The organism is Shewanella sp. POL2, from assembly GCF_000282755.1.
In the GTDB taxonomy this organism is placed as follows: Bacteria; Pseudomonadota; Gammaproteobacteria; order Enterobacterales; family Shewanellaceae; genus Shewanella; species Shewanella xiamenensis.
Window position 1 is genome coordinate 1 of the sequence record NZ_AKZL01000030.1, and the last position, 22,098, is coordinate 22,098.

Genomic DNA, 22,098 nt, shown 5'->3' on the forward strand with positions numbered 1-22,098 from the left:
TTTTTATGGGTAAAACTCACAGCTTAAGGCGCCATCACCTGTTTAAAGCTATTGAGCATAGAACGATCGGTGCGGGCCTTTTTCAACTTACGCAGGCTTTCCTTGAGCGACTCATCGGCCAAACGGGTAAATATCCCGTTGTATTCCTTCTCGTTAATCGCTTCGTCCGTATCCGCCTGCTCAGAAATCTCCTGTGCAACACGGCTGAGTTGCAACCAAGCATTAGCGATATAAAAACCATGGAATTCAGCCTGTGGCATTAAATTACGCGCACTGGCGGGTAACGCATCCCACGCTTGGCTAAATTTAGTTTCTCTGTCTTCTAACAGCTCGGCACATAAACCTTGATAGGCCGCTAATAGGCTCTCGGGCAATTTCGCCATAGGTAACACTTTATTGGCAACATTGTAAGAAATGCGCTCGGCAGTTTCGCGATACTCAACTGATACTTCAGCCATAATGACTCTCTTTTATAAACAACTTAAAATTGACCGCTAATATATAAACCATAAACCCCATTATGGGCTAACGGTGTCACTGTGATCCCTTTATAGGGCTCAGTAAAATACCAACCCGCCAGTGCACCAATCGCAGCGCCGGCGAGGACATCTTCTAAATAGTGCTTATCGCTCTCGACTCGGGTATAACCCACATAAGTCGCAGCAAGATACGCCGGCAGACCATATTGCCAGCCATAACGCTGCTGAATAAACGTGGCTGCCATAAAACTATCCGAGGTGTGCCCGGATGGGAAAGAATCATCACCACTGCCATCGGGTCTATCCTTATTGACACCCAGCTTAAGCCCTTCGACTATGACTCGGCTCGAGACTGCTGCTTTAAGTAATTGCCACGAGCCTTCATTCCCCTCTTCATAGAATAGGGTCGCGCCCAAAGCCGTCGCCGGCAGGAGTAAATGAACCACATCGCCCGAGGTCTCGATATCATCCGAGTTTGCCCAACTCGCTCCCGTGAACAGTAACAGTGCGACACAGAGTAATTTTTTCAAGGGTTTTCCTTATTGGGTGAGATCCAAGGCGACGTTTATACCTTGATAGCGGAATGAATGCAAAAATTGCCAATACACAATGTAAACAATTAGTGAAAAACTTATGTTAGGATAATAGTTAGCTATCTGTTTCAAAGTGAACAGGAAATCTATCTCTTGCGATATTGCCGACGATTCTTTGCCATAGCACTACTCCTCTTCACCGGGCAAGCATACCTAGCTTTAGCTGAAGAGCCGCCACAGGTCGAACAAATATTCAAATTATTTGATAGCGGCGAGACAATGTCCCGTGAAGCCATCGAGAAAAATATTGCTTTACTAGAGCAGTACATCTCAAGTGATGATATAGAACGTATTGAAAAACTTAACCAAATCAAGTGCTGGAGCCAACCTTCAGATGATGAAGGCCAAATAACTAACGCGCTTAATTATGCCGAGCAAATGCTCTCACATATTCCATCTACCGCTTCGGCCCATTTTATTACCGATATAACCCTTTGCCATGCTTGGTTTTTACAGCTAAGTGGTGATATTAGCGGAGCTATGGAAGGTTATAATAAAGGCGTGAAAAGCGCATACGCGCATGAAGATATAAAACTCATTGCCGATGCCCGCAGTCTTCGTGGAGCACTACACTCCTATATTGGTGACTTTTCAGAGGCATTAGACGATCTTGTCACCGCCCAAGGGCTTTATGAATCATTAAATCTCACAGGCTGGGCCAATATAAACTTGACCGATATTGCCACCAGCTTTAGACGCTATGGCGACCCTGAAAGCGCAATAAAATACTATCAAAAACTCAAAGAGTTATATTTAAAAAATGGCAATATGGATCAAGTTGCTGGTGTAACTTCAGATATTGGACTCGCCCTAGATGAAATAGGGGAGCATGAGCAAGCCATAGAGAACTTTCGCTTTAGTTACCAATACTTTAAAGACCACAAGTACAAGCTTGTGGCTGCAATAAATGCAACGAATATTGCCTACAGTCTTATTCAATTAAACCGGTTACAGGAAGCGGAAAACTATTTAAAGGAGGCTGCACTCGACATTACAGAGAAAGAGCCCGGAGCTTATAGTTTTATGAAGCTGTTTATGGCAAAAATCCTTTCTCAACAAGCTCTTTACCCAGAGGCGCTAACTGAACTAGCCTCAGCCGAAAATGCTTTTCGGACCATGCATAATGACCGTGGTCTTATTCAACTGTTACAACTCAAGAGTGATATCTATGCTGCGATGGGGGACTTACAGCAAGCCTACTATACTCTGCAGCAATTTGTTGATCTAACGAAGAAAGTTGATAACAACTCCACGGCTCACCAGACAACTGAATTAAAAGTAAAATTTGATACCAGTAGGATCGAGTCTGAAAACAAGCGATTGATTGATAATCAAAAATTAAAAGAGCAAGAATTAGCCTTGCTCGAAAAAAATAAGTCACTACAGCTTATCATTCTGTTGTTGACGGGCTGTATTTTGGGCATAGTGTCGCTATTTGCCTATAAGCAAGTGCACAGAAACCGCCAACTACAAACCATCGCCTTAACCGATTATCTCACCCAATTGCCTAATCGCAGGCATATATATGCCCAAGCAGAGCAGTATTTTCAGCAAGCGCTTAAACAGCAAATGCCTTTTTCGATCATCATCTTCGATGCCGATCATTTTAAAAAAATCAACGATAACTTCGGCCACGAAATTGGCGACCAAGCACTTTTAACCATAGCCCAGGCCTGCAAAGAATTTGCCGCGGACCGCAATCAAATCGGCAGGATCGGCGGTGAGGAGTTTTTGATCTTATTACCCAATACCAGCGCTGAACGTGTTTGGGAGCTGGCCCATGAATTACAAAGCTTAATCAGCCGTTACGGCACCATTAATTTACCGGAAGAGTTAAAACTGACTGTTAGTGCAGGAGTTGCCACCTTATGTCCAGAGAAAAAGCCTCAAGATGAAAGCTTTGCCCGTTTACTGAAACGGGCTGATAGCGCGCTGTACGAAGCCAAAAATGCCGGAAGAAACTGTGTTAAAGCTGCGGAACTTACCTGCTAGCTGAATTATTTTTACGCCAAAAAATCTGATTTTCGAGGGGGGGCTGCAGTGCACCAAACCATTTTTGATAGACCTTTGCAAACTCCCCTGACTCTTTTAGCTTTTCTAACTCAACTTGCCAACGCTGCACAGTCTCGGCAGGTGTCCCCTTCGAGAAAGCAAGATAAAGATGGATTTCAGCGATAATATAAACAGGTTTAATAGCCGAGTCCTTCGCCCCAACATCTTCAAGTATATGCTTTACCGCCAAATCAGCCTGACACCAAAAGCGCACCCGTGAAAATAATAGTTGTTTAGCCGATTGCTGTGGAAAACTCGCTACTAATAAAGAGGTTACACCTTGCTGCTGTAATAACTGTGCGCCTACAGACTCACGATAAACACCGACAATTCCCGCCGCACTGACATCTGCCAACTGTTTAATACTGATGGGATCCTCAGCCTTAGCGTAGAGGGTGATTTTGCTGGTCGCAATAGGACCAATAAAATCGAAATGGGCTTCCCGCTCATCGCTAATGGAGGTGGCAAACAACAATATATTTGGCGCCGAGTTAGCAATCGCGTAAGCCCGCGCCCAAGGTAAAATTTCAATTTTCTCTTGCTGACCAATTCGTGCCTGTAACTGATTAACCAGCTCCACACCAAAGCCTGTTGGTACGCCATCTTGCTCGAAGCTCATGGGTGGCCAAGCCTCTGTGACTAAACGAACAGGTTCAGTTACAGCAAAACTCCCGCCGGCATAAACCAATAGGCCCACACAAAACAATAGGCGATAGCAGTGTTTACTAAAGGTAGGCAACATGGGCAAGGCCGAAGGGGAAAGTTAATCTTAATCATAGATCTAATTTACACACAGAAGAAAGCAACAATTGCAGTTTGGCTTAAATCCCCGAAACACTAAACTCGTCCGCAGCGGCTTAAAACTGCTATCATAGAGCCATCCTATTAAGCCCAATACCGCTTCCATGTCGACCACAGTAACCTCTCCCGCCAATATTCCCGACGCCGCAACACTTAGTCGTCTTGCCATGCAAATCAAGACTTGGGGAAAGGCGCTCGGTTTTGCCCAAATAGGGATTTGCGACACCGACTTAACTGCGGAAGAACTCAAATTACAGGCTTGGCTGGATAAAGGCTATCACGGGGAAATGGGCTACATGGCAACCCATGGCATGATGCGCGCTCGCCCCCACGAGTTGCACCCTGGCACAGTTCGAGTGATTTCAGCACGGATGGATTATCTACCACCAGAGGCGGGTTTTGCTACTAACTTAGCTTCGCCGAATATGGGCTATATCTCGCGTTACGCAGGCGGCAGGGATTACCACAAACTCATTCGTGCTCGCTTAAAAAAACTGGGTGATCAAATCAGTAGTGAACTTGTTGCCCTGGGATTCGATGCAGCCGACTTTAGGCCCTTTGTCGATTCGGCCCCAGTGCTCGAACGTCCACTCGCCGAAAAAGCTGGAATAGGCTGGACAGGTAAGCACTCACTTATCCTTAATCACGATGCGGGCAGTTGGTTCTTCCTTGGGGAATTGCTGATCAACCTGCCTTTACCCGTAGATATTCCTATCCAGGAAGACTGCAACACCTGCGTGGCCTGCATCACCTCCTGCCCAACAGGCGCTATCGTCGAGCCTTATACCGTGGATGCACGGCGCTGTATTTCTTATCTGACAATCGAATTACAGGGTGCCATTCCAGAGGAGTTTCGCCCTTTGATGGGCAATCGCATTTACGGCTGTGATGATTGTCAGTTGGTGTGTCCGGTCAATCGCGAGGCGCCGCTGACTCAGGAGAGTGATTTCCATATTCGGCCTAAGCTCAAACAGCCTGAACTGCTTACCTTATTTGCTTGGAGCGAAACCGAGTTTCTAAAACAGACCGAAGGCAGCGCCATTCGCCGTATTGGTCATCAGCGCTGGCTACGCAATATCGCCGTCGCCCTAGGCAATGCGCCGAGTTCGCCGCAAATCATCGCCGCCCTCGAGCAACGTAAAGCCCATGCGGATATCGATGATATGGTGAAAGAACATATAGATTGGGCCCTAGCGCGGCAACATGCGGGCGGCTCACCAGCCAAAAACCGTAAAACTGAGCGACTGGTTCGGGTCATTCAAAAAGGCCTACCACGGGATGCCTAGCATCTTAGCTTAATGCCTTAATTCATACTGGCAACAATCACTTGCGTGGCATCAAAACAGGCAAAACAAGGCTCACCTACTTTGAGCGTTTGAATATCGGCCAGTGGCATCACCGAATAGATAATATCTTTGCCGCCAATTTCTATGGCTAGTTCAGCCTTATCGGCCAGTTCTGTCACACTCAGTAAGTGCCCACTGACGCAATTTTGCCCCGCGCTCTGGCAGGCCTCACGACTGGCAGTCACTGCGGGCGCCTTAAACAACAATAAAATCGATTGATTAAGCGCTAACTGCAGACGCTCAAAACTCGCATGGGTTACTGAGATTTGGATCTGTTGCCCTCCCGCCAACGTCACCTTCAGGTTGTCATTCAAGCCGAGCGGCTCAATGCTGTGGATACGAGCGGTTAACTGGTTGCGAGCACTGGTTTTAAGGGAGAAATGCGCCATCACATCTAACAAACTGTGCATATCGACTGAATCATCCAGCAGCGCCGACAGCGCCATTTCCTGCACCTGCGAGGTGATGGAATACACCTTAAGTAAACGCTCACCAAACTCGGTCAGTTTGGCGCCGCCACCGCCCTTACCGCCCTTTTCGCTACTGACGACAGGCTCGGGCATAGTGGTATTCATCTCGTTTATCGCATCCCATGCGGCCTTATAGCTGATCCCCGCCAACTTAGCGCCCTGGCTGATAGACCCAGTATTGGCCACTTGGCGCAGCAAAGCTATCCGCCGAGGATTGGCGAAGGGTTTGTCCCCCAATGACAGTGTCAGTAGTGCGTGTAAGTCCATGTTCCTGCGCGCCTAAACTTAAGTGAATGTTATTCTCCCTGATCAATCTTGAGATACCAATACGCACAGTCGGAAATATCCACCAAGGTATTGCTGTTTTGGCAGATAAATCGAGCAGAGATCACTAATTTACACATCGGGGCTTGAATGATCGATATGTAGATTGGTATATAACGATTACTTTTTATCACGGAGGAACACCATGAGCTCGCTCAAACACTTTTTACGCTTTACCACAGCCTCAGTCGTTGGCTTAGCCCTCAGTTGCAGCGTCACCTTTGCCGCAGACAAAGAGCAAGTGACTGTTTTTGCTGCCGCATCCCTCACGAATGCGCTGAATGAGATTGGCCAGCAGTACGAAAAGGAACATCAAACGAAAGTGATTTTCTCCTATGCCTCCTCCTCAACACTCGCAAAACAAATTGCCAATGGCGCGCCTGCCGATCTGTTTATCTCCGCAAACCAAAAATGGATGGATTACCTTGTCGATGCCAAGGCGGTGAATGCCGATAGCCGTATTACCCTGTTAAAAAATACCTTAGTGTTGATTGCCGAAAAAAATAGCCCTGTAGACCAAGTCACCCTAAACAGTGATTGGGATATTAAGGCCGCGGTCAATGGCAGCCGTTTAGCGGTAGGAGACCCTGACCATGTCCCAGCCGGACAATACGCCAAGCAAGCACTTGAAAACCTGAATCTTTGGAAAACCGCCGAGCCACTCCTAGCGAGAGCAAACAATGTGCGCGCCGCTTTAGCATTGGTAGAACAGGGCGAAGCCCCGCTCGGTATCGTGTACTCGACCGATGCCAAAGTAGCGCAAAAGATTAAAATTGTGGCAACCTTCCCCGCCACTAGCTATAGCCCGATTGAATATCCCAGCGCCTTGACTAAGCAGGAATCCACCGCCAGCGCTAAAGACTTTAATCAATACCTTCAAAGCTCAAGTGCAAAAGCAGTATTTGAAAAATATGGCTTTGGAGTGAACTAGTGCTGAGTGATATTTTAGTAAGTGGTTCGCTGTTTGAGGGACCACTACTCAGCGAATACGAAACCGCCGCGCTGCTGCTGAGCCTCAAAGTCTCAGCGGTTGCCGTACTGGCCAGCTTACCCTTAGGCATTTTATGCGCTTGGTTGCTGGCACGCGTAGAGTTCCACGGTAAGGCTATCTTCGACAGTCTCTTGCATCTCCCGTTGGTGTTGCCGCCAGTGGTGGTGGGTTACCTACTGCTCATCAGCATGGGGCGCCAGGGTGTAATCGGACAATGGCTCTATAACTGGTTTGGCATAAGTTTTAGCTTTAGCTGGCGCGGCGCGGCACTCGCCGCCGCAGTGGTCTCCTTTCCTTTGATGGTCAGAGCCATACGTCAATCCTTCGAAACCGTCGATATTCGCCTCGAACAGGCGGCGCGCACCTTGGGAAGTAGTCGCTGGCGAGTATTTTTGACCATCACATTGCCGCTCACCTCGCCCGGAATAGTGTCGGGAATGATCATCGCCTTTGCCCGCAGCCTTGGGGAATTTGGCTCGACCATCACCTTCGTCTCCAATATTCCCGGCGAAACTCGCACCATTCCGCTGGCCATGTATTCCTTTATCGAAACACCGGGGGCGGAATATCAGGCGATGCGCCTATGTATCATCTCGATAGTGATAGCGCTGGCCTCCTTACTCGCCTCCCAATGGCTCACAAAAAAAGCCCTCAAAAGAACGGCAAGCGTATGTTAAACATCAATATTGAAAAACAACTCGGCCAACTACAACTCAAGGTGTACACCCATTTACCATTACAGGGCGTCACAGCCGTATTCGGCCGCTCAGGAGCGGGCAAAACCTCCTTAGTGAATTTACTCGGCGGATTAACCTCACCGGATAAAGGCGAGATTAGCCTTGGCGATACACTATTGTTCAAGCATAAAACCGTTAATCTGCCCCCTGAAAAACGCCGAATTGGCTATGTTTTTCAAGAAGCGAGGTTATTTCCCCATTACAGCGTGAAAGGCAATCTCACCTATGGGATGCGTCATAAAGCACCTGAATTGTTTGATAAAGTTGTCTCACTACTGGGTATAGAAAAACTCTTAAGCCGCTATCCCTGCACACTCTCTGGCGGTGAAAAACAACGGGTCGCCATTGGCCGAGCCCTACTCACCTCGCCGCAAATGCTATTGATGGATGAGCCCTTAGCTTCCCTCGATTTACCCCGAAAACGCGAATTGCTGCCTTACCTACAAACCCTAGCGCAGGAATTGAAGCTACCAATCGTCTATGTGAGCCACAGCTTGGATGAAATCCTACAACTTGCCGACCATATGTTGGTGTTACATCAAGGAAAAATGATCGCCCAAGGACCGCTAACACAGGTATGGAATAGTGAACAAATGCGCCCCTGGGTACCATTGCAGGAATTAAGTTCGCTGCTGAGCGCCAGAATCGCCGACAGACATCCTGATTATCCAATGACCAGACTGTTGATGGATGACGGCAATCAGCTCTGGGTCAGCGGCCAATTGCCCCCCACCCATAAACAGTTAAAGGTACGCATTCAAGCGAACCATGTTTCGGTTTGCACTGAAGAACCTAAAGGCTCGAGTATTCGTAACTTACTAAGAGGAAACATAAAAGAGCTCTACCCCAGCGATAATGGCGAGCAAATTCAGCTAAAAATTGCACTAGGCAAAGAAGAACTGTGGGCCAACATCACCCCATGGGCTTGTGACGAGTTACAACTCGCTCCAGGAAAGGCTATCTATGCCCAAATCAAAGGCGTGACTATGACACAAATGGATATTGCCGAGTCCCACTAAGTTGCATGTTTGGAGCAAATTTAAGACACAAAAAAACCGACTCTAGGTCGGTTTGAGTCCCTTTGAAAGGGATGGTACCAGAGGACGGACTCGAACCGTCACGCTTTTAAGGGCGGCGGATTTTGAATCCGCTGTGTCTACCGATTTCACCACTCTGGCATTATCAATACTTAGAGCTAATAAAAACAACTAGCTGGCTCTAAGTGGTGGGAATTATACCTTTGCCAAAGACAATGGCAAGCCCTTTTAAAGACCTTGTTGGCAAATTAGTTTTAACCGCTCAAAAATCCGGCGTCTATTAATTTTACCTTGGATACAGCTCGATGACTCTTAAAACAGCATCTTAATCTACTCAGCGCCATGGGAAAGTAAAAACTGCGTATATTCCTTGTCACTTTTTTGAATATGGTTAACCAACCAAGATTTTAAGAATACCATTAACTCGTCAGCCACATCTTCACCTCTACCAACCCGCTTTTGAAAATCAAGCACTTGACCAACAAGCTGCGCATGTTTCTCCTTATGGGCAATAGTTTGTGGGTATCCAAAACGAGCAAACAACTCTTCTTCATAGGAAAAATGATTCGCGGTGTAATCCACAAGTCCTTGAACAATCCGTTTAATCGCTTCGAGGCCATAGGCTTCGCTTAAGGTACGGTGCAATTCGTTAACAAGAGAGACTAAGCGTTGATGCTGGCGGTTAATCTCCGGCATACCGATATCAAGTTCTGGCCCCCATTTTACAAATAGTTGGCTTTGGGCTTGATTAGAGGTAAATAGCTGCTTATCCACATGGAAACGATGTAGCAGTGAACCAATCTCCTGAGACATATTATAAACCTTAAGACTAGATAGATTGGTTAGATTAGTATGATGTGCATTTTTCAACGCTAATTCAGTCATCGCGTTGATATTTTTGTTAATTTCCTCTGCAACGGCATGCTGCTCTTCCGATGCAGTGGCAATTTGATGAGACATATCCGTAATGCTTTCAACGTGAGTGACAATTTCACCCAAAGATTGATGCGCTTTCTCTACCATCAAGGCGGTTTCGTCGGCGATAGTGACGTTTTTTAACATCACTTCAACCCCTTGTTGAGCGCCCTTTTGTAATGCGGTTATCTGCTGTTGAATTTCAGCGGTCGCCTCTGAGGTACGTTTTGCCAAATTACGGACTTCATCGGCAACAACCGCAAATCCACGGCCATGCTCACCCGCTCGAGCACTCTCAATCGCCGCATTAAGAGCCAATAAGTTGGTTTGTTCGGCTACTTGCGAGATAGTCTCAATAATGCTGCTAATGCTATTCGTATCGGCGGCAAGGTGTTCAATCACTGCTTTTGTTTGGTGAATTTGCGACGTCATATCGCTGATTTTATTGACAATAGCGCCCATGACTTCATCACCATGCTTAGCTGAAGTCTGCGCAATATCAGCGGCTTGCGCGGTATTAGCCGCATTGTGTGACACTTCTTGTACGGTTGAAACCATCTGGGTCATGGCCGTTGCCGCAAGCTCGGTTTGACGTTCTTGCTCCAGAACGCCTTGTTTTGCCTGCTCACTAATCGTCTTGATGTCGGTGGCGACCTTCTTCATCCATTCGCTGGTATCAACTAGAGATAGAATAGTACGACTCACATCTTCACCCATGCGATTGATGCTGTGAACGACAGTGTGAAACACTCCCGCATCTTTCTCATCAAGCTGGTAACTCAAATCACCGTCACCCAAGTGATGAGCCGCACGCTCGAGGTGCCTCAGATTACGGATAAGTTTGTTAATGTTAAAAAATAGAATAAGGGCAAGTGCAATTAAACATAAGGTTGCAACCCAATGCGCGCTACTAAGCAAACAATAAAGGGGATATAAAAGTAAGACCATGGGAGCGAAAATAATACCATATCCCATAGTGCCCCTTTTAACAGTGGTGCTAGCCATTTTTGGCTCCTTCAAAAATGCAGTCTAACTTCAATCAATGCTAAAACGGATTAGCAAATACCTTGTTCTTGGTATCACTTAATAGTTACTACTCTTAAGACTAGTCCCGAATGAAGTAAGAAACAAAGCCCAAAAGATTGAGTTTGATAAAATTTCATCACCCGCTAAATTTGAGGTAGATCACAGGGTTAATCTTTGGTTACAAGATTGTTTTAGGACGTCGATTTTTTATTGATCAGGATCAGTATTTGCTGACAGTAAGAGCGCTAGTGTATGGATGACTTCACAAGAAAGAGGATTTCAATCATGGCATTTTGGTTAGATTTAATGTTCGGTAACCCAATTGGTTTACTTTCAATGATCGTTATCTTTAGCACTATAGGGATAATTTCTTATATCACTTGGATGTTTATCGTGAAGTCAGCGCAACAATCGTAGTTTTTGCTTCCAAATTGTTATTCTGTTCATTGTAGCTTGTAAAAATTGCACGTTGTTATGGGGGTTCCATTAACCCCCATTTTTTATGCCTGTAATTTCGAGTTAGAGCCAACGCTACACTTAAGCTGCGTGTTTACGGTTTTGTACTAAGCCATTGAGAAACTGCGGGCGCGCTTTAATCAGATGTTGCATTTCTTCTTCACTTGGTTCCCCTGCAGGTAAACGTAAAACGCCCCGATTTAAGTAGATACGTGCTTTCATTGAAATTTTATAGTCTGCTGTGGGCCCTTGGATTGCGTAATGACGTTCATTACCTAAACATTCGAGGATACAAGCACTGAGCAAACTTTTGACCGCGGGTTCGTTTTGCGGCAATGTCAAAATAGTGGCTCCTTGCAAAAAGAATTCTCGTAATAATGCTCGCTCTGCACGATCCAGCAAATTAACTTTTGCTTCAATGGTCTCGGTGATGCGCTTATCACTTAAATGACGAATCGACTCATCTAATCCCAAGTTCAATAACTGAGTTAAAAAATACGCGATCGAGATAATAAGTCCAAGCCCGACAAAATGTGCGTGCTCGGGTACAAACTTATCCAGTGCCAGCAAAGTAAGAATATTTGACGGCATCGCCAATAAAACCGCACAACTCACCATTAGCCACAGCATAACCCGAAACATTACCTTCTTAGGGCTAAACAACTTCACTGAATCGAATTTGAGTTTAATCATAGTGTTATCCCAGTGACAAAAAATTGAACTTAGCCAAGACCAAGCAAGTTTGATGCCATTGCTTTGTTCAATATTGAGGGATTTTTCACTGGGATAACATGCGAAATTTTTTAAGCTTGAGTCTATGCTTATAAGCATTCAACTTGCTATCAGATAAAGATTATTTAAGATGCTGACATTCTTCAGTCAATTTATAAAAAGCCCGATTGGTAGGCACCTCACCTTGTCAATTGTGCTATTCAGCTCCTTAATCACACTAATGACGACAGCCTACCAACTCATTAGCGATTATCGTGGCGATGTTAGTCGGATTGATCGGGTATTTTCTAATATCGAGAAAGCTAACCTGGATGTATTAGCCGCAAGTATTTGGGTAATAGATGAAAGACTGATTAACACCCAACTAAATGGTCTCATCCAACTACCTGATATTAACTACATTTCAATCAAAGATGATAGTGGCCAGTCGTGGAACGGAGGAACCCCAAAACCAACTCATACTTTAAATAAAATCTTTCCTCTGGTGTATAAATCACCGACCGACAATATCAACGTTGGTACTTTAGAAGTACAAGTAGACATGGATGCTATTTATGACCGCCTTTACGATAAAGCCATCCTTATTTTACTCTCCAATGGCATAAAAACCTTCTTAGTCGCTGGATTTATTCTATTTTTAGTTTGGTACAACATCACTAAACATCTCGATAAACTCAGTAAATACTGCAAACGGATTAACTTAGACGCGGACTTCGAACCCCTTCAATTTGAACGTAAGGAGAAAATCGATGAGTTTAAACAAGTTGCTGATGCGATTAACAGCATGCAAGGGCAACTTCGCAACTCATTTGAAGCACTGAAAAGTTCTAAAGCAGAGTTACAAACAGCATTAGAAGATAGAGAGCGTTTACTGAAACTCGAACGTAGTTATAAGGAAGAACTAGCAAGACAAGTTAAAGAGCGAACCCAAGAGTTAGAGCAATCCTTAGCCGCTCTAAAGCGCGCACAACAGGTGTTAGTTGAACAGGAAAAAATGGCCGCCTTAGGAGGATTAGTGTCTGGTGTGGCGCACGAAATTAATACCCCCATTGGTATTTGCTTAACGGCGGCCAGCGCGCAATTAAACCATATAGAAGAACTCATAGAGCTTATCCATAGTGAGCACGCGACACTCGACGAAATCAATGCGATTTTGGACGAGTATCAACAAAGCTGTGAGCTTATAGTTCGTAATATCACCAAAGCCAGCAGCCTAATTCAAAAATTCAAGACTATTGCTATCGACCGCAGCCACGAAGAGCATCAGTGCATCAATCTGCAAAGGCAGCTTAAAGAGATTTTAGCATCTAGCTTGATAATGCATCCTAAACTCAACGCAAAAACCGACCTACAAGTCGATCCCAACTTAAATATTCAAACTAATGTGAGTCTATTAAACCAAATCGTCAGTAATATATTGTCCAACGCTTATACCCATGCATTTCAAGACCGAGAAGATAATCAGATACAAATCTCCGCCAGTATTGAGCAGGGTTTTGTGAATATCAGCATCCAAAATAATGGCGTCGCAATCCCCCCCGAAGTCGCTGAACATATGTTCGAGCCTTTCTTTACCACCAATAGAAGTAAAGGCGGCACGGGATTAGGTTTATCCGCCGCCTTTAATGCGGTCACCTTGTTAAAAGGTTCAATGAGCTATCAAGCAGACTCTTCACTTGGCGGCGCGCAATTTAACATTCGCATTCCTCTTAACCAATGCGATGCGCCTAAGATAACCACTCACCACGAGTTCACTATTTGAAAATATTTAGAACAATAAAACATACAAATTGGATTATTCGTTAGCTAATTGTGCCAATCGAGAAAGGACACGGCTCGCCGCTACAAATCCAAAAGTACCAGTGACCATAGTCACAGCACCAAACCCCGAAGCACAATCCATCCGCATGCTACCATCGGCGGTGGCTTTGGTACTACAAACCGAGCCATCAGCTTGAGGGTAAACGAGCTGTTCACTAGAAAAAACGGCATCCACAGCAAAACGACGTTGTACATTTTTGGAGAAGTTATATTCACGGCGAAGAATATTACGCACTTTTGCAAGCAACGGATCTTGATAGGTCTTAGCCAAATCAGTCAGTTGGATCTGTGTTGGATCAACTTGCCCACCAGCACCACCTACGGTCACAATCTTGATTTTTTGACGTTTACACCAAGCAATAAGCGCTGCTTTTTGTTTTACCGCATCAATACAATCAACAACATAATCAATATTGCCGCCTGACAGAGAACCTAGTAAATAGTCACCCAGATTGTCGACCGTAATAAAATCTTCTACTTCATTGACTTGGCAATCAGGATTAATCTCGCGGATCCGTTTGGCCATAACTGTAACCTTAGAATCGCCAATAGTTGAGGTAAGCGCATGAATTTGACGGTTAGTATTGGTCACGCAGATATCATCTAAATCAATTAATGTAATTTGACCAATACCACTCCTTGCCAATGCCTCAGCCGCCCAAGTGCCCACACCACCAATACCAATTACCACGACATGAGATGCTGCAAATTTCGCAAGCGCTTTTTGCCCGTACAAGCGGCCTATGCCACCAAAGCGATTTTGATAGGCTTCAGTCATCAATACTTACCTTATTTATATCTAGCGAACCCGGCCGCAACGAGAAGGAGGAAAAACACTTACCAACGCAGCATAATGCATGAAAAATGCGCCGAAGATTCTAAACGATTTAAGCCAAAAACCGAAATCAAACTCAACCCATGAGCTAAAAGATACAGCTAGATTTTAAAGTAAAGCACTTGGCTTTCCTAAGGCACTGAGCAGACATGTTTGCACGAATGCAAATGTAAGCGCTAAACCCACGTTGATTGACGGCTTTACTCGTCAATAATCATTCCTCGTATCGCAAGCACAAGCTTGCCAGAACGAACAAAATTCACACTCAAAACCTCAATACGTCCTAATACTATGGTCTAGGATCATGGCTATCGCATTGAACTAATGCTTATGCTAGCTGAGTTAATACAATATCTAAACAATAGAACAGTAACATAAACTAAGCAATTGATTTTAAATACATTAAACAACAACCTCGCAGGTATTTTGTTGCTAAAAAGTAACTTTACTTGTTTTTTTATTGTACTCGGTACCCAATAACACCAACTCACGCGTATATGACAAACTTGCGACAACATTAGTATATGCTACAGTTAGGCCCGCCGGTCTGTATATGCTACGGCACTTCGCATACCTCTTTAGTAGTATGCCAAAAATACAGTTTTATCTCTTACACGCCGATTTTCGGTCAAGTGATAGGGAAATGTCCTAAAAAACCCCGAATACAGGCAAGGAGAGCTAAAAACTTGATCTATGACACAGCCTGCAAGGCATAAAACTGTAAAAATCGGCGGCAACTTTGTTACTTATTTCTGTAACAAACGTGTTAAACCACACAAAAACCATGAAAAATGGATAAGAACTTAGGTTCGAGGGAGCACAAAACATGAAAAAGACATTCATCTCTGCATCAGTTGCATCAGTATTAGCGCTGGCTTCATTCGGTGCGCTAGCCGAAGGCCCAAGCTTCTATGGTCGTTTAGAGCTTGCATTAACTAATACTGAAACAGGTGCAACTCTACAATCAGGCACCAATGGTGTTGATACTAAAAACTATGCTGATGAAAACAATGCTGGTACCTATTTAGAAAACAACTTCTCACTGTTAGGTGTTAAAGGTACTGAGAAAATCGCTGATGGCTATGATGTTGTTTATCAAATGGAATTCCAAGTTGAAAACACTTCTGGCTCAGGTGATGTGTTCAAAGCTCGTAACACTTTCCTCGGTTTAAAAACTAATGCAGGTACTGTATTAGTGGGTCGTAATGACACAGTATTTAAGCAAGCAGAAGGTAACGTAGACGTATTTGGTAACACCAACGCCGATATCGACCGTTTAGTCAGCGCACAAACTCGTAGCGCAGATGGTGTATGGTACTACTCACCAAAAATCGCTGATTTAGTGACCTTAAACGCCACTTACCTGTTCGATGATAACGACACTACTGCAAAAACCACCGAAAGCTTATACGCTCTGAGTGCAACTCTGGGTGATAGCAAGTTCAAAGATCAAAACTACTATTTAGCAGTTGCCTATAACAAAGGTATTGCGGGTGTTGATGCATACCGTGGTGTAGCACAAGTTAAATTTGGCGATTTCAAAGTGGGTGGTTTATTCCAAAACTCTGAAAGCGTAACTGATAGCTCAGTAGATGGTAACACTTACTTTGTTAACGTTGTTTACACTTTAAACGGTGTTAACCTGAAAGCCGAATACGGCTTTGATGAAACGGGCTTTGGTAACTACTACAAAAACGTTACCACTGGTACAAACCTGTTAAAAGGCGCAGACATCAGCGTACAAAACTTCAACGTGGGTGCTGACTACCGTTTCTCTAAATCAACTATGGTATACGGTCAATACGCAATGTACCGTGGTGACCATGTCGTAGCAGGTAACAAAGTAGACCTACAAGACGACAACGTATTCTCTGTTGGTGTACGTTACGACTTCTAATATCCTTACGGATATTCGCTAATAAAAACCTACCGCAAGCGGTAGGTTTTTTTATGCCTTGTATTTAAGAAAAGTGACTCTGTAGCGCATAACTCTGAGAATAAAAAAGCCACTCCAGTGAAACTTGAGTGGCTTTGATTAACGGTTTTGATAACTTCTGCTGGCTACCTCTTACGCAGCCTCAAATTAACAGTTAAATGCTAGGCAAGACCTCAGCACCTTCGCCTAATTCCACACTATCAACACGCTGTAATCCACGTGGTAATTTTGCCCCACGACGTCCGCGCTCACCGCGATAATGCTCTAAATCACTTGGTTTAAGTGTGAGTTTGCGCTTACCCGCCCACAAAGTAACTGGAGTATCTGCTGGCACAAGTTGTAAATGTGTCATTAACTCTTCACGGTTTTTAGCGCGCTCGCTTGGAATACCGATAATCTTATTACCTTTACCCTTAGATAATTGCGGCAATGCTTCCAATGAAAACAGTAGCATACGACCTTCATTGGTGATGGCAAGGATAGACATCTCTCGATTACGATCAATCGGTTTGGGTGGTAAAGACTTGGCATTCGTCGGTAAGCTCAATAGCGCTTTACCCGCCTTATTACGAGACACCATGTCATTGAAAGTACAAATAAAGCCATAACCCGCATCGGTTGCTAAGAGGAAGCATTGCTCGTCTTCACCCAAAATAACATGCTGCATGGTCTCACCAGATGCCATATTAAAGCGCGTAGTAATGGGCTCGCCTTGGGTACGAGCCGATGGCAGACTATGACTATCGGTGGCAAAGGCGCGACCGGATGAGTCAATAAACACTGCCACCTGATTACTGCGTCCGATGGCACTACAGAGATATTGATCGCCCGCCTTATAGGATAAAGACTCGGCATCAATATCATGGCCCTTAGCACAACGCACCCAACCTTTTTCTGATAACACCACAGTCACAGGTTCACTCGGGGTAAGCTCTTGCTCTGTTAAGGCACGGGACTCATGGCGTTCTACAATAGGAGAGCGTCGATCATCGCCATAGGTCTCACCATCTTGGATTAATTCTTTCTTTATTAAGGTTTTTAAGCGGCGCTCAGAACCTAATAATTGCTCTAACTTTTCACGTTCAGCTTCCAGTTCGTCCTGCTCAGCCTTGATCTTAAATTCTTCTAACTTAGCTAAATGGCGTAATTTTAACTCGAGGATGGCCTCAGCCTGCTTGTCTGTCAGGTTAAAACGCGCCATCAACTCCGCTTTGGGCTCATCATGAAAACGAATGATCTCAATGACTTCATCAATATTGAGAAAAGCGATCATTAACGCTTCAAGGATATGTAAGCGCGCCAACACTTTATCTAAACGATATTCGAGGCGCCGTCTTACGGTATCGACACGAAACTCAAGCCATTCGGTGAGTAAGTCTTTTAGGCCCTTAACTCTTGGACGACCATCAAGGCCCAGTACGTTAAGGTTTACCCTAAAACTTTTCTCAAGATCGGTAGTCGCAAACAAGTGCGCCATCAGTTGATCGCAATCGACGCGATTTGAGCGCGGTACAATCACTAAGCGAACGGGATTTTCATGGTCAGACTCATCACGCAAGTCAGCAACCATAGGCAATTTTTTCGCCTGCATTTGAGCAGCAATCTGCTCTAAAATCTTACCACTACCCGCCTGATGTGGTAGCGCGGTGATCACTATTTCACCGGCTTCGACAGTATAAACCGCACGGGCTTTTAAGGAGCCCCGCCCAGTTTCATAGATTTTGGCAATATCGGCAGACGGGGTGATGATCTCAGCTTCTGTAGGATAATCAGGCCCTGGCACATAGGCCATCAACTGCGCAAGGTCGAGTTTGGGATCGTCCAAAAGCGCAACGCAGGCATTCACTAACTCTCTGGCATTATGTGGCGGTATATCTGTCGCCATGCCCACCGCAATACCAGTGATCCCGTTCAGCAAAATATGGGGTAAACGTGCAGGCAGCACTTTGGGCTCTTTTAACGTGCCATCGAAGTTCGCCCCCCAGTCAACCGTACCTTGTCCCAGCTCAGATAATAACAGCTCAGAAAACTTCGACAGGCGCGCCTCGGTATAACGCATTGCTGCAAATGACTTAGGATCGTCTGGTGCCCCCCAGTTTCCTTGACCATCTACCAGTGGATAACGATAGGAAAATGGCTGCGCCATCAGCACCATCGCCTCATAACAGGCACTATCGCCATGGGGATGGTACTTACCTAATACGTCACCCACTGTACGAGCTGATTTTTTATGCTTTGATTGAGCCGATAAACCAAGCTCGCTCATAGCATAAATAATCCGTCGTTGTACGGGTTTAAGGCCATCACCAATATGGGGTAAGGCTCGGTCCATAATGACGTACATGGAATAATTCAGATAAGCTTCTTCGGTAAAGCGCCGCAATGGCATCTGCTCTACGCCATCCAAGCTTAACTTGATTGCGTCACTCATTTTCTTCTAGTTCCTGTGGTTCTTCAGTATTATCGCCATCCCTATAGAACAGTCGATACAGGTTACCTTTCAAATCATCCGAGATGTACATGGCCCCATCTTCACCGGACAATAATCCATAGGGGCGGGCGACAGGAAACTCACCGTCGAGAAAACTCACTACGGTTTCGCGGCTGACCACCTGTTGATTCTCAAGCTTCAACATGACGATTTGATAACCGACTTTGCTTGAACGGTTCCAAGAACCATTTTCAGCAACAAACAATTGATTATGATAGATTTCTGGGAATTGCTTACCACGGTAAAATGCCAGTCCCGTTGGTGCAACGTGTGCAGGCAGTTCGTATATCGGTACAGAAATTTTTAAATTTTTTGGCTTTTCATAGGCAGGTTCGACCACGGATGATGCGTGTAAATACGGAAAGCCATAATGGCTGCCCGCCACATCGATGCGGTTAATCTCATCGGGGGGTAAGTTATCGCCCATCCAATCGCGTCCTTGATCGGCAAACCACAATTTGCCGTCTTGAGGAGACCAGTCAAAACCTGTCACATCGCGAATACCTGACGCAATTTGCTCACTGGCGCCGGTATCCACATTAATCGCAATAATACTGCTATAGGGCGCGCTCGCTTCACACACGTTACAAGGTGCACCGATAGAGACATAGAGCCTGCCATCAGGACCAAAATTCATCGCTCGTGCACTTTTCTTATCTGACTCTGGTAAATCACTATAAATCTCTTTAGGACGACTTGGACGGCGTAAGCGCTGCTCGATATCAATAAAGCGGACAATTCGGTTTTCAGTTGCCACAAACAGATCACCATTATGGAAGGCGATCGCATCGGGAGACTCTAACCCCTTGGCGATGACATAACGCTTGTCTACACGACCATCTTGATTACTATCAACAAGCGCATGCACTGTGCCACTCTTATTGGAGCCGACAAATAAGGTGCCATTTGCCCCCATCGCAAGCTGTTTGGCATCCCCAAGATCGGAAGCATAGAGCGATAAACCAAATCCCTTTGAGACGGTAATCATGATCGACTGAGACCCTGCAATAGCGCTCTGGAATGGTAACAAAGCCAGACTCACCAGTAGGGTCCAATAGGCAGAGAACACCTTTAAACATTTATAATTATTCGTTTTAATATACAACATGGTAATTTTCTTTATGCCTAAGTGTTATTGTTATCGGCAATAGTGCACAACATTAAAGTACCGCCATGTCACCCTTATCTTCGAGCCAGTTTTTACGATCGGGTGAACGCTTCTTAGCTAACAGCATATCCATAAGAGAATCAGTTTCTTCCGCATCATCAATAGTTAACTGCACTAAACGGCGAGTATTAGGGTCCATTGTCGTTTCACGCAATTGCAGTGGATTCATTTCACCCAGACCTTTAAAGCGTGTTACTTGAACTTTACCTTTTTTATTCTCAGCGCTGATACGATCGAGAATACCTTCTTTTTCAGCCTCATCTAAAGCGTAATAAACATCTTTACCTATATCGATACGGAACAGTGGCGGCATGGCGATATAAACATGCCCCTGCTCAACCAACACTCGGTAATGTTTCAGAAACAGTGCACAGAGTAAAGTCGCAATATGCAATCCATCGGAATCGGCGTCGGCGAGAATGCAGATTTTGCCATACCTTAACTCAGAAATATCATTGCTATCGGGATCACAACCAATTGCCACCGAAATATCATGTACTTCCTGCGACGCTAATACCTGAGATGCATCCACTTCCCACGTATTTAAGATTTTACCACGTAGCGGCATAATAGCTTGAAACTCACGGTCTCTAGCCTGTTTAGCACTGCCTCCCGCAGAATCCCCTTCCACAAGGAAGAGTTCGCCGCGCATTGGATCTTGGCCACTACAATCGGTCAATTTACCCGGTAATGCGGGACCTGATGTGACTTTTTTACGGGCGACTTTTTTGGCTGCTTTTAAGCGTTTTTGCGCGTTATTAATACACATTTCAGCCAATGACTCGGCTAATTCGGTATTCGAATTTAACCAAAGCGAAAATGCATCACGCACGATACCTGAAACAAAGGCTGAGCTTTGACGGCTCGAAAGCTTCTCTTTGGTTTGTCCCGCAAACTGCGGGTCTTGCATTTTCACTGACAGAATGAAGGCTGCGCGATCCCAAATATCCTCAGGAGAGAGCTTAATCCCGCGGGGGATGAGATTACGAAACTCACAAAACTCACGCATCGACTCCAACAAACCTTGGCGAAAGCCATTCACATGGGTGCCACCCAATGGCGTTGGGATCAAGTTGACATAACTTTCGTTGATCGACTCCCCGCCCTCTGGCAACCAGGTAATAGCCCAATCTGCCGCCTCAATTTGCCCCTTAAAACTACCGATAAAAGGCTCTTCCGGCAGCATGATATTATCGCCTACCGCCGTCTTAAGATAATCGGTTAAGCCACTCTCGTAGTACCACTCATGCACTTCGTTAGTGTGCTTATTAGTGAATTTAATTCTAAGACCGGGGCACAATACTGCTTTGGCACGCAGTAAATAAATAAGTTTGGAATTGGAGAAATTCGCCGAATCAAAATAACTCGCATCAGGCCAAAAATGTACTCGAGTACCGGTATTGCGCCGACCGCAGGTACCACTGACTCGTAAATCTTCGACTTTAAAGCCATTTTCGAAAGCCATATCATACACTTGGCCATCTCGGCGCACAGTGACTTCAACTCTGCGAGACAGGGCGTTAACGACTGAAATCCCTACACCATGCAAACCACCGGAGAATTGATAATTTTTATTAGAAAATTTACCGCCGGCATGCAGTTTAGTCAGGATCAGCTCGACCCCAGGAATACCTTCTTCGGGATGAATATCCACTGGCATACCACGACCATCGTCAGTGACTTCCAGCGAGTTATCTGTGTGGAGCACAACTTCGATTTTAGTGGCATGGCCAGCTAAGGCTTCATCGACACTGTTATCTATGACCTCTTGGCCTAAATGGTTAGGTCGGCTGGTATCGGTATACATACCTGGACGGCGTTTAACTGGGTCAAGTCCGTTAAGAACTTCAATGGCGTCAGAGGTGTATTGATTAGTCATAGTGTACGC

General features: G+C 45.2%; 18 protein-coding genes and 1 tRNA gene. 8 read left to right on the forward strand and 11 right to left on the reverse strand.

Annotation, left to right across the window (positions count from 1 at the left end):
• Window positions 1-23: 23 nt before the first annotated feature.
• Both SHEWPOL2_RS09915 and SHEWPOL2_RS09920 read right to left on the reverse strand, forming a co-directional pair.
• Entirely contained in the window at window positions 24-458 is a 435-nt protein-coding gene (locus tag SHEWPOL2_RS09915) for a DUF3069 domain-containing protein (RefSeq protein ID WP_037422197.1), read from the reverse strand.
• Between the two features lie 23 nt (window positions 459-481).
• Window positions 482-1,009: a phosphatase PAP2 family protein gene (locus SHEWPOL2_RS09920; RefSeq protein ID WP_037428001.1), complete on the reverse strand. Its 528-nt coding sequence runs from the start codon at window positions 1,007-1,009 to the stop codon at window positions 482-484.
• 114 nt (window positions 1,010-1,123) lie between these two features.
• Between SHEWPOL2_RS09920 and SHEWPOL2_RS09925 the strand changes: the two genes are divergently transcribed.
• Complete coding sequence (locus SHEWPOL2_RS09925) at window positions 1,124-3,064, forward strand: GGDEF domain-containing protein (protein WP_050991342.1); 1,941 nt, start codon at window positions 1,124-1,126, stop codon at window positions 3,062-3,064.
• Here SHEWPOL2_RS09925 and SHEWPOL2_RS09930 read toward each other — a convergent pair.
• Window positions 3,054-3,866, reverse strand: coding sequence for an ABC transporter substrate-binding protein (locus SHEWPOL2_RS09930; RefSeq protein WP_037428003.1), 813 nt, complete (start codon window positions 3,864-3,866; stop codon window positions 3,054-3,056). The genes SHEWPOL2_RS09925 and SHEWPOL2_RS09930 overlap by 11 nt on opposite strands.
• A 163-nt stretch (window positions 3,867-4,029) precedes the next feature.
• Here SHEWPOL2_RS09930 and queG point away from each other — a divergent pair, with 163 nt between their 5' ends.
• Window positions 4,030-5,211: a tRNA epoxyqueuosine(34) reductase QueG gene (queG, locus tag SHEWPOL2_RS09935; RefSeq protein ID WP_037428004.1), complete on the forward strand. Its 1,182-nt coding sequence runs from the start codon at window positions 4,030-4,032 to the stop codon at window positions 5,209-5,211.
• 17 nt (window positions 5,212-5,228) lie between these two features.
• Here the strand turns inward: queG and SHEWPOL2_RS09940 are convergent, their stop codons facing one another.
• Window positions 5,229-6,008 (reverse strand): TOBE domain-containing protein, encoded by a 780-nt coding sequence (locus SHEWPOL2_RS09940; RefSeq protein WP_037428005.1) that lies wholly within the window; start codon window positions 6,006-6,008, stop codon window positions 5,229-5,231.
• A gap of 202 nt (window positions 6,009-6,210) precedes the next feature.
• Here SHEWPOL2_RS09940 and modA point away from each other — a divergent pair, with 202 nt between their 5' ends.
• Genes modA through modC form a run of 3 tightly spaced genes read left to right on the forward strand, consistent with a single transcriptional unit; the run spans window position 6,211 to window position 8,812 of the window.
• Window positions 6,211-6,996 (forward strand): molybdate ABC transporter substrate-binding protein, encoded by a 786-nt coding sequence (gene modA, locus SHEWPOL2_RS09945; RefSeq protein ID WP_037428006.1) that lies wholly within the window; start codon window positions 6,211-6,213, stop codon window positions 6,994-6,996.
• Entirely contained in the window at window positions 6,996-7,733 is a 738-nt protein-coding gene (modB, locus tag SHEWPOL2_RS09950; RefSeq protein ID WP_050991343.1) for a molybdate ABC transporter permease subunit, read from the forward strand. The genes modA and modB overlap by 1 nt, the downstream gene beginning before the upstream one ends.
• Window positions 7,727-8,812: a molybdenum ABC transporter ATP-binding protein ModC gene (modC, locus tag SHEWPOL2_RS09955; protein WP_037428007.1), complete on the forward strand. Its 1,086-nt coding sequence runs from the start codon at window positions 7,727-7,729 to the stop codon at window positions 8,810-8,812. The genes modB and modC overlap by 7 nt, the downstream gene beginning before the upstream one ends.
• A gap of 72 nt (window positions 8,813-8,884) precedes the next feature.
• Here the strand turns inward: modC and SHEWPOL2_RS09960 are convergent.
• Together SHEWPOL2_RS09960 and SHEWPOL2_RS09965 are read right to left on the reverse strand one after the other, a co-directional pair.
• A tRNA-Leu gene (locus SHEWPOL2_RS09960) sits at window positions 8,885-8,971 on the reverse strand.
• A 189-nt stretch (window positions 8,972-9,160) separates the two neighbouring features.
• Window positions 9,161-10,750 (reverse strand): bacteriohemerythrin, encoded by a 1,590-nt coding sequence (locus tag SHEWPOL2_RS09965; protein WP_037428008.1) that lies wholly within the window; start codon window positions 10,748-10,750, stop codon window positions 9,161-9,163.
• A gap of 306 nt (window positions 10,751-11,056) precedes the next feature.
• On the opposite strand from SHEWPOL2_RS09965, the gene SHEWPOL2_RS09970 reads away from it, so the two are divergent.
• Window positions 11,057-11,188: a DUF3149 domain-containing protein gene (locus SHEWPOL2_RS09970; RefSeq protein ID WP_011715898.1), complete on the forward strand. Its 132-nt coding sequence runs from the start codon at window positions 11,057-11,059 to the stop codon at window positions 11,186-11,188.
• Window positions 11,189-11,308: 120 nt separating this feature from the next.
• Here SHEWPOL2_RS09970 and SHEWPOL2_RS09975 read toward each other — a convergent pair whose 3' ends face one another.
• On the reverse strand, window positions 11,309-11,920 hold the full coding sequence (locus SHEWPOL2_RS09975) for a superinfection exclusion B family protein (RefSeq protein WP_037422175.1): 612 nt from the start codon (window positions 11,918-11,920) through the stop codon (window positions 11,309-11,311).
• Between the two features lie 169 nt (window positions 11,921-12,089).
• On the opposite strand from SHEWPOL2_RS09975, the gene SHEWPOL2_RS09980 reads away from it, so the two are divergent.
• Entirely contained in the window at window positions 12,090-13,721 is a 1,632-nt protein-coding gene (locus SHEWPOL2_RS09980) for an ATP-binding protein (protein WP_037428009.1), read from the forward strand.
• Between the two features lie 33 nt (window positions 13,722-13,754).
• Here SHEWPOL2_RS09980 and tcdA read toward each other — a convergent pair whose 3' ends face one another.
• The gene (gene tcdA, locus SHEWPOL2_RS09985; RefSeq protein ID WP_037428010.1) at window positions 13,755-14,558 is read right to left on the reverse strand and encodes a tRNA cyclic N6-threonylcarbamoyladenosine(37) synthase TcdA; all 804 of its coding nucleotides are present in this window, start codon (window positions 14,556-14,558) and stop codon (window positions 13,755-13,757) included.
• An 883-nt stretch (window positions 14,559-15,441) separates the two neighbouring features.
• Here tcdA and SHEWPOL2_RS09990 point away from each other — a divergent pair.
• Entirely contained in the window at window positions 15,442-16,512 is a 1,071-nt protein-coding gene (locus SHEWPOL2_RS09990; protein ID WP_037428011.1) for a porin, read from the forward strand.
• A gap of 193 nt (window positions 16,513-16,705) precedes the next feature.
• On the opposite strand, the gene parC is transcribed toward SHEWPOL2_RS09990, so the two are convergent.
• Genes parC through parE form a run of 3 tightly spaced genes read right to left on the reverse strand, consistent with a single transcriptional unit; the run spans window position 16,706 to window position 22,089 of the window.
• On the reverse strand, window positions 16,706-18,982 hold the full coding sequence (parC, locus tag SHEWPOL2_RS09995) for a DNA topoisomerase IV subunit A (protein WP_037428012.1): 2,277 nt from the start codon (window positions 18,980-18,982) through the stop codon (window positions 16,706-16,708).
• Window positions 18,975-20,150, reverse strand: a complete 1,176-nt coding sequence (locus SHEWPOL2_RS10000; protein ID WP_037428013.1) for a PQQ-dependent sugar dehydrogenase — start codon at window positions 20,148-20,150, stop codon at window positions 18,975-18,977. The genes parC and SHEWPOL2_RS10000 overlap by 8 nt, the downstream gene beginning before the upstream one ends.
• A gap of 52 nt (window positions 20,151-20,202) precedes the next feature.
• A complete protein-coding gene (gene parE / locus SHEWPOL2_RS10005; protein ID WP_037428014.1) occupies window positions 20,203-22,089 on the reverse strand; it encodes a DNA topoisomerase IV subunit B in 1,887 nt (628 codons plus the stop codon).
• Between the last annotated feature and the right edge of the window lie 9 nt (window positions 22,090-22,098).

Excerpts from the sequence above, each read along its gene's own strand:
- SHEWPOL2_RS10000 (WP_037428013.1), bottom strand. The coding sequence starts at position 20,150 with ATGTTGTATATTAAAACGAATAATTATAAATGTTTAAAGGTGTTCTCT.
- SHEWPOL2_RS09970 (WP_011715898.1), top strand. The coding sequence starts at position 11,057 with ATGGCATTTTGGTTAGATTTAATGTTCGGTAACCCAATTGGTTTACTT.
- SHEWPOL2_RS09980 (WP_037428009.1), top strand. The coding sequence starts at position 12,090 with ATGCTGACATTCTTCAGTCAATTTATAAAAAGCCCGATTGGTAGGCAC.
- SHEWPOL2_RS09990 (WP_037428011.1), top strand. The coding sequence starts at position 15,442 with ATGAAAAAGACATTCATCTCTGCATCAGTTGCATCAGTATTAGCGCTG.
- SHEWPOL2_RS09965 (WP_037428008.1), bottom strand. The coding sequence starts at position 10,750 with ATGGCTAGCACCACTGTTAAAAGGGGCACTATGGGATATGGTATTATT.
- parE (WP_037428014.1), bottom strand. The coding sequence starts at position 22,089 with ATGACTAATCAATACACCTCTGACGCCATTGAAGTTCTTAACGGACTT.
- SHEWPOL2_RS09930 (WP_037428003.1), bottom strand. The coding sequence starts at position 3,866 with ATGTTGCCTACCTTTAGTAAACACTGCTATCGCCTATTGTTTTGTGTG.
- SHEWPOL2_RS09915 (WP_037422197.1), bottom strand. The coding sequence starts at position 458 with ATGGCTGAAGTATCAGTTGAGTATCGCGAAACTGCCGAGCGCATTTCT.
- tcdA (WP_037428010.1), bottom strand. The coding sequence starts at position 14,558 with ATGACTGAAGCCTATCAAAATCGCTTTGGTGGCATAGGCCGCTTGTAC.
- SHEWPOL2_RS09940 (WP_037428005.1), bottom strand. The coding sequence starts at position 6,008 with ATGGACTTACACGCACTACTGACACTGTCATTGGGGGACAAACCCTTC.
- parC (WP_037428012.1), bottom strand. The coding sequence starts at position 18,982 with ATGAGTGACGCAATCAAGTTAAGCTTGGATGGCGTAGAGCAGATGCCA.
- SHEWPOL2_RS09975 (WP_037422175.1), bottom strand. The coding sequence starts at position 11,920 with ATGATTAAACTCAAATTCGATTCAGTGAAGTTGTTTAGCCCTAAGAAG.
- queG (WP_037428004.1), top strand. The coding sequence starts at position 4,030 with ATGTCGACCACAGTAACCTCTCCCGCCAATATTCCCGACGCCGCAACA.
- modA (WP_037428006.1), top strand. The coding sequence starts at position 6,211 with ATGAGCTCGCTCAAACACTTTTTACGCTTTACCACAGCCTCAGTCGTT.
- modC (WP_037428007.1), top strand. The coding sequence starts at position 7,727 with ATGTTAAACATCAATATTGAAAAACAACTCGGCCAACTACAACTCAAG.